The sequence below is a fragment of the Acinetobacter lwoffii genome (genome assembly GCF_019343495.1).
GTDB classification, from domain to species: Bacteria; Pseudomonadota; Gammaproteobacteria; order Pseudomonadales; family Moraxellaceae; genus Acinetobacter; species Acinetobacter lwoffii_P.
Genome location: NZ_CP072549.1, coordinates 2,982,755 through 2,995,958 on the forward strand (window position 1 = coordinate 2,982,755; position 13,204 = coordinate 2,995,958).

Annotated in this window: 13 protein-coding genes; 10 read left to right on the plus strand and 3 right to left on the minus strand. The window is 43.9% G+C overall.

All coding sequences use genetic code 11. From position 1 onward, the window contains the following. Positions 1 to 26: 26 nt before the first annotated feature. The gene (locus tag J7649_RS13985; RefSeq protein ID WP_004731963.1) at positions 27 to 1,502 is read left to right on the plus strand and encodes an alanine/glycine:cation symporter family protein; all 1,476 of its coding nucleotides are present in this window, start codon (positions 27 to 29) and stop codon (positions 1,500 to 1,502) included. Between the two features lie 55 nt (positions 1,503 to 1,557). Here J7649_RS13985 and chrA read toward each other — a convergent pair whose 3' ends face one another. Beyond that, positions 1,558 to 2,763 carry a chromate efflux transporter gene (gene chrA / locus J7649_RS13990; RefSeq protein WP_219308699.1) on the minus strand — a complete coding sequence of 402 codons (1,206 nt, stop codon included), beginning with the start codon at positions 2,761 to 2,763 and terminating at the stop codon, positions 1,558 to 1,560. Positions 2,764 to 2,887: 124 nt separating this feature from the next. On the opposite strand from chrA, the gene J7649_RS13995 reads away from it, so the two are divergent. The 7 genes from J7649_RS13995 (at position 2,888) to J7649_RS14025 (ending at position 8,814) form a co-directional block, all read left to right on the plus strand. Next, positions 2,888 to 3,892: a patatin-like phospholipase family protein gene (locus J7649_RS13995; protein ID WP_219308701.1), complete on the plus strand. Its 1,005-nt coding sequence runs from the start codon at positions 2,888 to 2,890 to the stop codon at positions 3,890 to 3,892. A gap of 339 nt (positions 3,893 to 4,231) precedes the next feature. Beyond that, positions 4,232 to 4,408, plus strand: coding sequence for a hypothetical protein (locus tag J7649_RS14000; protein ID WP_004731959.1), 177 nt, complete (start codon positions 4,232 to 4,234; stop codon positions 4,406 to 4,408). 287 nt (positions 4,409 to 4,695) lie between these two features. Further along, entirely contained in the window at positions 4,696 to 5,217 is a 522-nt protein-coding gene (locus J7649_RS14005; RefSeq protein ID WP_004280680.1) for an acyl-CoA thioesterase, read from the plus strand. A gap of 151 nt (positions 5,218 to 5,368) precedes the next feature. Beyond that, the gene (locus J7649_RS14010) at positions 5,369 to 5,932 is read left to right on the plus strand and encodes a TetR/AcrR family transcriptional regulator (RefSeq protein ID WP_219308703.1); all 564 of its coding nucleotides are present in this window, start codon (positions 5,369 to 5,371) and stop codon (positions 5,930 to 5,932) included. A 40-nt stretch (positions 5,933 to 5,972) separates the two neighbouring features. Then, positions 5,973 to 7,172 carry an MFS transporter gene (locus J7649_RS14015; RefSeq protein ID WP_005104033.1) on the plus strand — a complete coding sequence of 400 codons (1,200 nt, stop codon included), beginning with the start codon at positions 5,973 to 5,975 and terminating at the stop codon, positions 7,170 to 7,172. 1 nt (position 7,173) lies between these two features. Continuing rightward, positions 7,174 to 8,067 carry a LysR substrate-binding domain-containing protein gene (locus J7649_RS14020; protein WP_005247812.1) on the plus strand — a complete coding sequence of 298 codons (894 nt, stop codon included), beginning with the start codon at positions 7,174 to 7,176 and terminating at the stop codon, positions 8,065 to 8,067. Between the two features lie 132 nt (positions 8,068 to 8,199). Then, positions 8,200 to 8,814: a glutathione S-transferase family protein gene (locus J7649_RS14025; RefSeq protein WP_219310134.1), complete on the plus strand. Its 615-nt coding sequence runs from the start codon at positions 8,200 to 8,202 to the stop codon at positions 8,812 to 8,814. A gap of 82 nt (positions 8,815 to 8,896) precedes the next feature. Here J7649_RS14025 and J7649_RS14030 read toward each other — a convergent pair whose 3' ends face one another. Both J7649_RS14030 and J7649_RS14035 read right to left on the minus strand, forming a co-directional pair. Beyond that, positions 8,897 to 10,501: a bifunctional 3-(3-hydroxy-phenyl)propionate/3-hydroxycinnamic acid hydroxylase gene (locus J7649_RS14030; protein ID WP_219308705.1), complete on the minus strand. Its 1,605-nt coding sequence runs from the start codon at positions 10,499 to 10,501 to the stop codon at positions 8,897 to 8,899. Positions 10,502 to 10,854: 353 nt separating this feature from the next. Continuing rightward, the gene (locus J7649_RS14035; protein WP_219308707.1) at positions 10,855 to 11,088 is read right to left on the minus strand and encodes a hypothetical protein; all 234 of its coding nucleotides are present in this window, start codon (positions 11,086 to 11,088) and stop codon (positions 10,855 to 10,857) included. Positions 11,089 to 11,479: 391 nt separating this feature from the next. On the opposite strand from J7649_RS14035, the gene J7649_RS14040 reads away from it, so the two are divergent. Both J7649_RS14040 and J7649_RS14045 read left to right on the plus strand, forming a co-directional pair. After that, the gene (locus J7649_RS14040) at positions 11,480 to 12,487 is read left to right on the plus strand and encodes a CobW family GTP-binding protein (RefSeq protein ID WP_005265917.1); all 1,008 of its coding nucleotides are present in this window, start codon (positions 11,480 to 11,482) and stop codon (positions 12,485 to 12,487) included. A gap of 101 nt (positions 12,488 to 12,588) precedes the next feature. Further along, positions 12,589 to 13,119, plus strand: a complete 531-nt coding sequence (locus J7649_RS14045; protein WP_026056583.1) for a YaeQ family protein — start codon at positions 12,589 to 12,591, stop codon at positions 13,117 to 13,119. Positions 13,120 to 13,204 lie beyond the last annotated feature (85 nt).

The following is a 13,204-nucleotide window of genomic DNA, read 5'->3' on the forward strand; positions in this document are numbered from 1 at the left end:
GAGTCATAGGCTCATAAGGATGTGACATGAATGATCAGTTAAATGAAACCTTACTCGGCTGGATTAATGCCCTGAATGGTCCTTTATGGGATTTTCTGGTGGTGTTTCTGGTCGCAGTCGGTATTTTCTACACGATCATGACCGGTGCAGTACAAATTCGTTTGTTCTGGCACAGCATGAAAGTCATGAAAAATAGCCGTGGCAAGGTTCAGGATACGCACGGCATTACCCCGTTTCAGGCCTTTGTCACTGGACTGGCAAGCCGGGTCGGGGTGGGCAATGTCGCAGGTGTCGCCATTGCGATTGCGATTGGTGGCCCCGGTGCCGTGTTCTGGATGTGGTTTACTGCCTTTTTGGGCATGAGTTCTGCTTTTGTTGAATCCTCTTTGGCACAGTTGTTTAAGGTGCGAGATAACAAAAACCAGCAATTCCGTGGTGGTCCAGCTTATTACATTACTCAAGGCCTGAAACAGAAATGGCTCGGGATTGTCTTTGCGATTGCATTGATCACGACTTATGGTTTTGTCTTCAATGCAGTTCAGGCCAATGCCATTACCGGAGCAACCTCTCATGCCTGGGGCTGGGATCAGGCGAACCTGATTCTGCCATTAGGCGGCCTGAATCTGGAAATTTCCTGGGTCGGATTGTTTCTGGTCTTGATGACTGCGGTGATCATTTTTGGTGGAATTAAACGGATTGCAAAAGTCGCGGAAAGCTTTGTGCCGTTTATGGCTGTGCTTTATCTGGCTGTGGCTTTGTATATTGCGGTCATCAATTACGATCTGCTCCCATCCATCTTCCAGCTCATTTTCAGTAAAGCCTTTGAGTTTGAAGCCGCCGCTGGTGGTTTCTTTGGTGCCATGGTATCTATGGCCATGATGATGGGCATCAAGCGTGGTCTGTTCTCTAACGAGGCAGGGATGGGTTCGGCACCGAATGCTGCTGCAGCTTCCGATGTCAAACATCCGGTCAACCAGGGTCTGGTACAGATGCTCGGGGTATTTGTAGATACCTTTGTGGTGTGTTCATGTACCGCGATTATTATTCTGGTTTCAGGTCTGTATGAAAATGCAGGCTTTGAAGGCGTGACCTTGACCCAAATGGCACTCGAAAGCCAAATTGGTGCTTGGGGTGATGACTTCCTGGCTTTGATTCTGTTCCTGTTTGCCTATTCTTCGATTATCGGTAACTATGCCTATGCCGAAGGAAACGTCCAGTTCATCAATAATAATAGCCGGGTTATGTTGATTTTCCGTTTATTTGTATTGGTGATGGTGTATTTCGGTTCCATCGCCAGCGTGCCACTGATCTGGAATATGGCGGATCTGTTCATGGGTGTCATGGCAAGTATCAACCTGATCGCAATCTTGTTGCTGATGCCATTCCTGCTGATGCTACTCAAAGATTATACCGGTCAGCTGAAGCGCGGCGTGAAAGAGCCTGAATTTAAACTGGATAACCATCCTAAATTTAAAGACAAGGTCAAATCAGATATCTGGTAAGACTTGAAGCAAAAAGCCCCGATCATTCGGGGCTTTTTTTGTGCCAAAGTTTTCTTTAGAAGAAATTTAAATAACTTTGATAAAGCACGAAGCCCAAAATCAGGCTGAACCAGACTGGTAATTTTGAGCGTAGCAGGGCAATCATCACCGCAACAAAGACCAGGTCGGACCCATAACTAAAATAGCGTTGTGAAAGATCCAGCAATAAATACAGTAACAGTCCCACTACTGCAGCATTGATGCCCATCACCGCCTGATGAATATGGCGCTGCTGCATCAACCACGACCAGTAAGGCAAGGTGGCAAAGATCAAGAAAAATGAAGGTAAAAAGATTGCACAGGTCGCTAACAATGTATTCAGCCGGGCATAAGGCGTCCAAGGCAGCAAAGCACCAATATAACTGGCAAAACTGAATAAAGGTCCCGGCATTAGCTGGGTAAATGCATAGCCAAGATCAAAAGACTCTGCACTGACTAAACCGGTTGTGACAAAATCCTGATGCAGCAAAGGCAGAATTACATGACCGCCACCAAACACCAGCGAGCCAGTCTGATAGAAATTAGAAAAAAATTGTAGCTCCGATTGGCCCCATAATTTGCCTGCTAAGGGCAGCAGCAAAAATGGCAGGATAAATGCCAGCAGCCAATAGGGCGCAGCGGCAGATCGAATATAAGGCGAGCTGATTGCTGTTTTGTTAATTTCTTTAGGTTTTGAATCTGATGGGGAAAAATATCCAGCCAAGAGTCCACAGATTGCGCCCAGCATAATCACAAGAATCTGATTAAAACTCACTGAAACGACTATCAGTAATGCGACAGAGAGGATTAAGACAGCATATTGCCAAGCTGATTTACAGAAGCTTCTCAGCATTTGCCAGAATGCCCAGGCGATGACAGAAAATACAATTAACTGGATGGTATGAAAGCTGTTTGAGTTTAAAATATGGAAATAGCTTTGACCCAAGAGCGCCACCAAGGTCATCAGAATCATTGAGGGCAGGGTAAAACCCAACCATGCGATCACGGCACCAGTATAGCCCCGTTGCAGATAACCGATCGACAGCCCCACCTGACTGCTGCTCGGCCCGGGTAAAAGTTGCGCCAAAGCGACCAGTTGACTGTACTGGGTGTCATTCAACCATTGCAGTTGGGTCACAAATTTTCGGTGAAAAAACACCAGATGCGCCGCTGGACCACCAAATGAAATGCAGCCCAGTTGCAAGAAAATCAGGAAAATCCGATACAGTGAGATTGAAGACATACAGTTATGGGGAAAAATGAAGATAAAGTAGCTGAACTGTATGACAGTTTTACGAAATTCTACAGACTATTTATGCATGTGTTTATACACTATGCTGCTTTAGATTAATGAGGACATTCTCTGCATGCAGAAATATGTGTTGAGTATGGTGATACTGGGTACATTTGGCCTGAGTGCTTGCCAAACGACCCCCATGACAGCCCAAGCGGCGACCAGTCATCTACAACCTGCTGCACAACGCGGAGAAGCTCAGGCACGTCCAAATCAAATTGATTTTCAAAAGATCAAGCAAACCCAACAGCGTCCTGTAGTTGCTTTAGTCCTAGGCAGTGGGGGTGCGCGTGGTTATGCGCATATTGGTGCGCTGGAAGTACTGGAACAAGCGGGTATTCACCCCGATTTTATTGTCGGAACCAGTGCGGGCAGTATTGTAGGTTCCATTTATGCGAGTGGCAAACCGGCGATTGAACTGCGCAATATTGCTCTCAGCATGCGACCGAATGATGTCCGTGATATCAAACTGGCCAGAAAAGGTTTTTTTGATGGCAAAAAAGTTGAGGACTATGTCAATTTGCAGGTCGATCAAACTCCGCTTGAAGCCATGAAAATCCCGATGTTTGTGGTAGCAACCGCGCTGAAAGAAGGCAAGAAAGTCGTTTTTAATTATGGTAATACCGGACAGGCGGTACGTGCTTCAGTCTCGATTCCGAGTATGTTTATTCCGACTATTATTCAAGGTAAAGAATATGTAGATGGTGGTCTGGTCAGTCCGGTGCCGGTCGATGTGGCACGTGAGCTGGGAGCCGATATTGTGATTGCGGTGGATATTCTGGCACAGCCCATTCACACGGAAACCACCAATGTCTGGGGACTGTTTAATCAGAACATTAATATTATGCAGCAACATCTGGCACATGAAGAATTAAAGCATGCAGATGTGGTGATTCAGCCGGACTTACGCGAAAAAGGCCATATCTTTGATGTACGTGGCAGGGAACTCACCATGCAGGCTGGTGCCGAGGCGACCCAGTTAAAGTTGATGGAAATTTCACAAGCCTACCAAAAACATGATTATGCTCAAGGACATCGCATTCCACAGTTTGTGGTACATAAACATCAAGCTCAATAAATCTTTTTTTTGAAATTTCTGTTTATCCCTATATCGCAGTATAGGGATATTCAATCAAAAGGATAACGGATCATCGGCTGTAACGCTTAACTGATTGTTATAAAAGCTAAGATGATTGCTTATGTGTATCAGTCAGTCGGAATTATCGCAAAAGATAAAATTAATTTTAAATATAACAAATTGAATTATAAGTATATTGTTTTAAATAATAAGCCTTATTCGTCTTAAATTAAAATTTTAATATTATTATTCGTATACTTAAGTTGATCAAATATTCAAAAGCATCGATGTTCATGCCAGAATGCAGTTTGAAAAGATCACTACACAGATGTAGACATCATGATGCATATTAAAATTGGACAGCAGGTCAAACTGGCACAATTCGAACACTATATTTTTACAGTGACCGCGACCCATCAGGATGGTTCTTTTACCGTTGAAACGACCTTGGATGGTCAACAAATTTTAAGTTATCAGAACGTGGCGCAGGAAATGCTCAGGCCAGTGATGCTTTAAATCACACAGAGCCTTTTTATTTTCCTGAATTATTTTTGTTCAGAGCTTAAAACAGTGAAAAATTCTCAGTTGCTGTGTGATCAACCCCAGATAAATAAGTGTTGATTTATTGGCACTTAACTTTCTAACTGAGATTTTAAGCAATTAAATATATTTTTTTCTGTATGAATACATTTTCTATATCAATAATTGTGATGCTTCATTTGCCGAATTGAACATTTTATTCATGTTAAAAACGCTATAATAATAAACGATAACCTTGTCATTCAAAGAGTTCAAAGAAAACGATGGCCCCTTTAGATCAAATTGCAGCAGTGTCGGATGACCAGTCAGAGTTAACGATGTCAGTTCTCATGACGCCAGATATGGCAAATTTTTCAGGAAATGTTCATGGTGGAACCATTCTGAAATTATTGGATCAGGTGGCGTATGCATGTGCAAGTCGCTATTCGGGTAGTTATGTCGTGACCTTATCTGTAGACAAGGTGAATTTTAAAGAGCCAATTCACGTCGGTGAATTGGTTACATTTCTGGCCAGTGTGAATCATGTTGGCCGTACCTCGATGGAAATCGGGATTCGTGTAGAAGCTCAGAATATTCAAAAGAGAACGGTACGTCATACCAATAGCTGTTATTTCACCATGGTCGCGGTGGATGAAAATGGTAAACCAAAACAGATTCCAGCTTTGAATCTGGACAATGACTGGAAACGTTGCCGTTTTGAAGCAGCGGAACAGCGTAAAGTCGCGCGTTTGCAAGAAAATCATCATCCTTCTTGCAGCATTTATAAAAAGACTGCACAGAGTTAAGTTAAATCGTGATTGAGAAAAGACCTTCCTCAGGAGGTCTTTTTTTTTGATTCAATTTTTGTTTTTCACTGGAGCTTTGCCATTTTTTACTCTAATATAAAACGATACGTATCGTTTCGGTTTTTAGATTTTAAAAGTTAAGTAGAAAAATATGAGCAGTGACGAAAAAAGTTCCCGGCGACAGCAGTGCATTTTACAGGCAGTCGCAGATGCGCTGGCAGAATGTGAATATCATCAGCTGACGATTGAAGATGTAGCGGCACGTGCCAGCGTTGGCAAGTCCACGATTTATCGCTGGTGGAAACATAAATCGGAACTGGTACTAGACACTTTCAAGCAACATACGGCTTCGGTATTTGAACTGGATACGTCTAAAAGCCTGAAAAGTAATCTTATTCAACAACTCAGTTCTTTATCTCAAGCACTGAATCATCCAGTGGGGCGGGCTTTGCTGGTAGTGATTGCCAATCACCGCGAACTGGCAGGTGAGTTCTTTCAGCAATATCTCTTGCCACGTCGACAACAGACCCATCAACTGATTCAGCAAGCGATTGAACGGGGAGAAATCCGCGCTGATTATCCTTTTGATTTGATGCTGGATACCTTATACGGCCCGATTCATTACCAGATCATTTTTTTCAACCGGATTCCAGATGAACACTATATCCAGAATCTGGTCGAGTTGGCCTTGCATCCGGTCACTGTTCAAGCCTGAGTTTGTGCTATTTCCCTACAAATTTTAAGAGTTGGTGATTATGTCAGTTAGCGCTGAGCGGTTATGGAATCGCTCATTTATCTTGTGCTTATTCAATAATTTTTTCCTGTTTGTTTATTATTTTGCCTTACTGACCATCTTGCCGATTTACATCATGAAAGATCTGGGCGGTTCGGTAAAAGAAGCGGGTCTGGCGCTGACGCTATTTTTGGCCTCTTCGATTGCGGTTCGGCCATTTTCCGGCATGATCATCGAAAAGCTCGGCAAGAAAATCTCGATGCGCGGTGCAGGCGTGATTTTTGCCTTATTTTCCTTTAGTTATTTGCTGGTAGATAGCATGTGGTCGCTGTTGCTGGTGCGTTTTTTACATGGTATCTGGTTCAGTATTCTGACCACGGTGGCAGTACCCGTCGCTAATGAATTTATTCCTGAACAGCGCAAAGGTGAGGGCATGGGCTATTTCGTCATGTCGACCAATCTGGGTGTGGTTTTTGGACCCTTGCTGGCATTGACCGTAATTCAGTTCACCAGCTTCAAAGTCTTATTTGGCATTCTTGCCGTTATCATTTCTTTGGGGCTCATTTTCTGTTGGATGCTCAAAATCACAGAGTTACCAAAACCTGAAGCTATAAGCACAGAAAAAACCAGCTTGAGCTTGCAGGATATTCTGGAAGTCAAAGTTCTGGCGGTAAGTTTTGTGGCTTTACTAACCGCTTTTGCCTACTCGGGCATCATGAGTTTTATTACTGCATTTAGTGAAACCAAGCAGCTTTTGGGCTATACCAGCGTATTCTTTATTGTATTTGCAGCATCCATGTTGCTGGTCAGACCTTGGGTTGGAAAGATTTATGACCGTAAGGGACCCAGTGCGGTGATTTATCCTTCATTTATTTTCTTTGCCATTGGTCTGGTGATTGTCAGTCTGATTTCCAATCAATGGATATTATGGTTGTCGGCAGTGTTTATTGGCATCGGTTATGGTTCACTATTCCCATGTTTGCAGACCTTGGCCATTCAGTCGGTCGACAAACAGCGTATGGGACATGCGATTTCAACCTTCTTTACCCTGTTTGATCTGGGTTTAGCGATCGGTTCCGTGGCAATGGGAGTATTGATTGCCTATTGGGGCTTTGAAACTACTTATGTTTTGAGTGCCGCACTCGTCATTGTGACGATATTGGTTTATCGTCAGTATGTTGCCAAAAAGCAAAATAAGCGCCCGGCAAGTTTGGAGTTATAAAATGGAATTAAGGCATTTACGTTATTTCGTTACAGTGGCGCAGGAACTGAATTTTACCCGTGCCGCGGAAAAATTAAATACGGTACAGCCATCACTGAGCCAGCAGATCAAGGATCTGGAACGTGAGGTTGGCGTGCAGTTGCTGGAGCGGAATAACCGTAAGGTCGGACTGACTGAAGCCGGTCAGGCGTTTTTAAAAGAAGCTTTGCTGAGTCTTGAGCATGCAGAGCGCGCCATTCAGACTGCCAGACAGATCGCCAATGCACAGCAGGACCAGCTGAATATCGGTTTTGTCCCGGTCGCGGAAATGAAAGTCTTTCCTTATATCATGCCGAATATCCGCGCGCATTTTCCTGAACTGAAAGCACAGTTTCACAGTCTGACCGATGCAGAACAGTTTAGTGCTTTAAGAAATGGACAGATTGACATTGCCTTTACCCGATATCCAGGGCAGTTGAGTGAGTTTGATTCGATCCGCATTTTTGATGAGCCTCTAACCCTGATCGTGCCGAAAGATTCCCCGGCTGCGGCCTTGTCCTATGTCAGTATCAAGAGTTTTGAAAATCAGGACTTTGTGATTAGTGATGAGCAGTCCTCACCGCAACTGCATAAGCTGATTCAGGATTTTTTTAAACAGTCCAAATTAAAAGTGAATGTGGTGCAGTATTCCACCAATATTCTGCTCAATGTCAATCTGGTGGGAATGGGCGTGGGCTGGAGTCTGGTGCCAGCCTATGTGATTCCATTGCTCGGCGATAATATTGTGGTGAAAAAGACCCTAGAACCGTTACCGATGATTGGACTGTATGCCAATTATCGCAAGGATCAAAAACATGTGGTGATTGATCTGATTTTGAAAGTATTAAAAGAAAAGTTTTGTGTGGATCTTTTCTAATATCTGCATCCTTGATCAGCCCAGATGAAAAGCCGTGCGACAGAAATGATCTGTAGCACATCCTTTTAAATCGGGACTGCAAATCACTTTATACTGAACATCTAACAATAAAAAACCGGTTGAAGCAGGATGATGAAGCTCTATAACAACCCGCAATCACGTGGCCTGACCTTGTTGCCTTTGCTGAAAGAATTGCAGATTGAAGATCAGATTGAACAGGTGGAAGTCGCCTATGGGCATATGCATCAGCAGGCGTATACACAGATCAATCCGATGGGAAAAGTTCCCTGTCTGGTAGATCAGGATGTCGTCATTTCAGAAATGGCCGCCATTTTTATCTATCTGGCAGATAAATATCGTGACAAAGGATTGGCACCTGCTTTGGATGATCCGAAGCGTGGGGCGTATTTAAAATGGATGTTTTTCTGTCATGGACCCTTCACCGAATATATCGATATAAAAAATTTGCAGGTGTCGCCAGAAAATATTGAAAAGAACCGGAGAAGTTTAAGTTTTGGGAATGAAGCAGCCGTATTTGATTTTCTGCAACAGGGCATCGGGCAGGCTAGTCCTTATCTGTTGGGTGAAAAAGTCTCGGCGGCGGATCTCTATGTGGCTTACTGTTTGATCTTCGCCATATCTGCGAAAATTTTACCGCCATTTGACGAGTTTAGGCTCTTCCTGCAGCAGATGGCTCGCCGTGATTCCCTGAAAGATATCCCGTGGTTTCAAGAGTACCGAGTCTAATTCCTCGGTCTATATATTGTCCGAGATATTTAAAAACAATAAAAAAAACCACGCCGAAGCGTGGTGAAAAGTGACCCTAATATTATTTCAGGTAAAGCTTTTTAAACAGTTGCTGGCTGGTGCTTTCCATCGATTGAGGAATGGCCAGGGCAGCTACGAAACGGTCAGGACGCAAGATCACAACGGATTCAGACGTGTTGCCAAACCACGAGCGGATATCTGTGCCGATATCACCAATGGTGATGACATCTTCATACTGTTTACGCTGGCTATTTTGCAATTGCACCGCAGGAATTACCTGAATGAATTTCACGCCGAGCGATTTCCACTGTTGCAACGTCTCCGAACTAAGACCCCATTTCGGATCGACACCCCAGGCAATAATCGCAAAATCATTGCTGATCACTTCATCCAATAATACGGTTTCACCCGAAGCCAGTTGAACCTGAGGCTGGATAAACATCTTGCCGACTGGAGAGTTTTTGGCTCCGTTACTCAAAAGTGCGCCGTCATGATATTTCGGCATTGGTTTGAAGCGCATTTCCAGCAGATACTGTTTGATCGGCTTGATGTAGTTCAGGGCATAGGCAATGCCGTCACGAACAAAACCTTGCCATTTTTTCGGTGGTGCCAGTACGTGACCTGCCATCACCGACAGGTCAATCATCGCCTTGGCGTGGTCTTTCCGCTCGATCTGATAAGAATTTAAAAGTGCTGGGCCAGCTTTGCCTTGAACAACCAGTGCCATTTTCCAGGCCATGTTAAAGGCATCACGCATACCACTGTTATAACCCTGACCCTGCCACACCGGCATAATGTGCGCTGCATCACCGGCCAGTAAAATTCGGTCGACACGGAATTTGTCGGCAATACGGGCATTATGGGTATAGACACGCTGACGGATCACTTCGATACCCTCCGTGCTTGGTAAAACCTTAGAAAGAAGTTTGGCAATATTTTCCGGTTTGCTCAGTTCTTCCTGCGTTTCACCCGGCATGACCATAAATTCAAAACGGCGAATACCATGTGGTAATGCGGCTGATACATAAGGACGAACCGGATCACAACATAAGTAAATATGTGGTGTAGCAAGCGGATCATTCTCAAGGTCAATCACGATCCATTGATTCGGTGCGGTTTCACCTTCAAAGGCAATGCCCAGGTTGCGGCGCACATAAGAATTACCGCCATCACAGGCAATCAGATATTGAGCGCGGATGGTTTCTGCATCGCCCTCTTTATTTTGCAGATTGAGTGTTACGCCGTCAGCATCTTGACTAAACTGAGTCAATTGACGAGAAAATAGCACTTGGGTGTTTTTATATTGCTTTAAGCCTTGCAGTAGGACGTTATCGACTTGTGGCTGAATAAAGGCATTACGGCGCGAGAAACCAAACTCACGTGTTAAAGGCTGAATATCTGCAAAACAGCGACCTTTAGGCGTCAAGAAGCGCATCGCATGATTCGGAGTGGTATGCGGTAAGACTTGATCGACTAAACCCAAAGATTGAATGGTACGTAAGGATTCATCATCGATTCCAATCGCACGTGGATAATCAATCAAACTATCCAGTTGCTCGACAATCGTGACAGCTACGCCTTGCTTGCTCAGATAGTTGGCAATGGTTAAGCCTACAGGGCCGGCGCCAAGGATTGCCACTTCAGTAGTGTAATTAGTATTGCTCATAGCGAATGTCCATTCAATCGACTTGCATTTGATGCTATTAAGGGACAGTTAGAAGCTAGAAACAAGTTAGGCGATAGTAGCTTAAGTATATGGATAATATTGGAATGAAATAGGTGGTTTTTAAATAAACAATTGATTTTAATTATAAAAATAATAAAAATTTGATAGCCCGTATTAATTCTATGATCAGTTTTGACTATGGTGATAAATAGATTTTGTGCAATAAAAATGCTGAACCAGCATCAAGCATGATTCAGCATCGAATAATATCGGGGGCAGTATAGGACAAAGCCTACTGGAGAATTACTGTCCCTGATATTTTCATTGAAGGATTAAACGAGTCGTTCAATTACTTAACGTGCAGCAGGTTTTGCAGGGGGCGTGCTTTCTATAGCAGCTTCAGAGGCAGCAGGCTGCTCTGCAGATGCACCTGCAACAGGAGCATTCGATTCAGGTAATTCTTGTGTAGTCACAATCACTTTTTCTTCTGCAGTGGTGGTTTTCGCATCTGTGGTTTTGCTGTCAGCAAAACTGGTGGCTGCAGCAGCAGTAAGCGTAGTGGCAAGTAAGATTTGTGCATATTTCATTTTTGGCATCCTTTTATTCATGTCATGTAATCTGCCGAGCTGACCATCACATCAATTCGACAGATGCCCATCCTAAGCACTGAAAATTTACTGAGCAAATCAATTAACAAAAGCGACACGCAGGGAATAACCTTGTAGATACAAAACTGAGAAAGTTGTTTTATTTCTGTTAATTATGCGGAGTTTTATTTAATGAAAGTGTGTGTGAATATTTCAAGAATCCAATTTGAAATAAAAGTTAACATAGAAAATTGGTAATTTGGGATCATTCCATTAATTTTTATCTCTGTGATTTTCACGCCGTATTTGCGAAGAACACGCATTTTAAAGTCACACTGTGCTTTATAATGCAGAGTATTGCTATTTCTATTCAATCTCTTGAGAGTCGATTTTGAAAATTCTGTCAGCGTCGCAGGCTATTCCTGTCCATATCATTTCCGGATTTTTGGGTGCAGGTAAAACCACACTACTCAAACATTTATTACAGCAAAAACCGGAACAGGAAATCTGGGCTGTGCTAATGAATGAATTCGGCCAGATTGGGGTAGACCAGCAGTTATTGCCGCAAGATCAGGGTTATGCGGTCAAAGAGCTGTTGGGTGGTTGTCTATGTTGCAGTAGCCAATTGCCGATGCAGATTGCCTTGTCACGCCTGCTGTCAGAAGTGAAACCGGATCGTCTGTTTATCGAACCTACCGGACTGGGGCATCCTGGCCAATTACTGGAACAGCTGACCGAACCGCACTGGCAGAGTCATTTAAACATGCAGGCATTGGTCACAGTGGTAGATGGTTCACGTTTGCATGATCGAGACTGGACTCAGCAAAACCTGTACGCAGACCAACTCAAGGCAGCGCATATTGTGGTGATTTCACATACTGACTTGATGACAACCGCAGACCACGCAGCACTCACGCAACTTCAGACAGAATATCAACCTTATGCCCAACAGTGGTTGTTCACCGAGCATGGACAACTCGATATCGAACTGATCAAGCAGGACTATCGGGGTTCCGCCCGTCAGATTCAGCCTTTGTTAAAACAGCAACAGATCACCCGTTCAGCAGATACGCCCTTAGTGATTCAGCAAATGCCTTATCATTATGTAGAAAGCGCGCAGGGTTATCAGGTTGCGGGCTGGAAATTGCCAAAACGCTGGCAATTCAATTTTTATGATCTGCTGGATCTGCTCTGTGAACAAAAAGACTGGCTCAGAATCAAGGGAATTTTTAATACGGATCAAGGCTGGAAAAGCTTTAATTTTAATCCTGAGCAGTTTAATTATCAGTCGGCAGATGAAGGCATTGATAACCGGGTAGAAGTGATTTATCAACAGTCACGGGATTGGCTGGCCTTTGAAACTGCCCTGATGCAATGTCGTATGGATCCAGAGAAATAATGGTACTGTTTCTAGTGCGCTGAATGAATTATTGGCCTAAATCTGTTCAGCAAAATAGCGCTAAATCTTATATGCTAGGCGCCAAATTTGAGGATTATGTGATGGCGTTAAAAGCGACGATTTATAAGGTTGATTTGAATATTGCGGACATGGATACGCATCGTTATGCAGACTATCAGCTGACGATGGCGCTGCATCCTTCAGAAACCATTGAACGCTTGATGGTGCGTATTCTGGCCTATGCACGCTATGCCGATGAAGCGCTGGAATTTACCAAGGATCTTTTTGAAACCGATGAACCGGCACTCTGGGAAAAAGATCTGACCGGTCAACTGGTCAAATGGATTGAAGTCGGTAGCCCGGATGAAGATAAAGTCAAAAAGGCCAGTGCGCGTTGCAAGCAGGTCGCAGTTGTCACCTATGGTTCTGCGGTGGATGAATGGTATAAGCGCAGCAGCAAATTAAAAACCTTAAAAAATGTGGAAGTGTGGAAGTTATCTACCGCAACCACCGACGCATTGCCACAATTATGCGAACGCACCATGCAGTTACAGCTCAATGTGATGGATGGTGAATGGACCTTGATCGGTGATCAGGGCCAGGTGCTGGTGGAGTGGGAACAGTTACAATAAGGCCAAATAAGGATGCAAGTCTGGACTTGTATCCTGTAGCTCAAATTGCGTATATCTGAGGGATAAGAATACGCAGGGCTGCACC

Excerpts from the sequence above, each read along its gene's own strand:
- J7649_RS13985 (WP_004731963.1), top strand. The coding sequence starts at position 27 with ATGAATGATCAGTTAAATGAAACCTTACTCGGCTGGATTAATGCCCTG.
- chrA (WP_219308699.1), bottom strand. The coding sequence starts at position 2,763 with ATGTCTTCAATCTCACTGTATCGGATTTTCCTGATTTTCTTGCAACTG.
- J7649_RS13995 (WP_219308701.1), top strand. The coding sequence starts at position 2,888 with ATGCAGAAATATGTGTTGAGTATGGTGATACTGGGTACATTTGGCCTG.
- J7649_RS14000 (WP_004731959.1), top strand. The coding sequence starts at position 4,232 with ATGATGCATATTAAAATTGGACAGCAGGTCAAACTGGCACAATTCGAA.
- J7649_RS14005 (WP_004280680.1), top strand. The coding sequence starts at position 4,696 with ATGGCCCCTTTAGATCAAATTGCAGCAGTGTCGGATGACCAGTCAGAG.
- J7649_RS14010 (WP_219308703.1), top strand. The coding sequence starts at position 5,369 with ATGAGCAGTGACGAAAAAAGTTCCCGGCGACAGCAGTGCATTTTACAG.
- J7649_RS14015 (WP_005104033.1), top strand. The coding sequence starts at position 5,973 with ATGTCAGTTAGCGCTGAGCGGTTATGGAATCGCTCATTTATCTTGTGC.
- J7649_RS14020 (WP_005247812.1), top strand. The coding sequence starts at position 7,174 with ATGGAATTAAGGCATTTACGTTATTTCGTTACAGTGGCGCAGGAACTG.
- J7649_RS14025 (WP_219310134.1), top strand. The coding sequence starts at position 8,200 with ATGAAGCTCTATAACAACCCGCAATCACGTGGCCTGACCTTGTTGCCT.
- J7649_RS14030 (WP_219308705.1), bottom strand. The coding sequence starts at position 10,501 with ATGAGCAATACTAATTACACTACTGAAGTGGCAATCCTTGGCGCCGGC.
- J7649_RS14035 (WP_219308707.1), bottom strand. The coding sequence starts at position 11,088 with ATGAAATATGCACAAATCTTACTTGCCACTACGCTTACTGCTGCTGCA.
- J7649_RS14045 (WP_026056583.1), top strand. The coding sequence starts at position 12,589 with ATGGCGTTAAAAGCGACGATTTATAAGGTTGATTTGAATATTGCGGAC.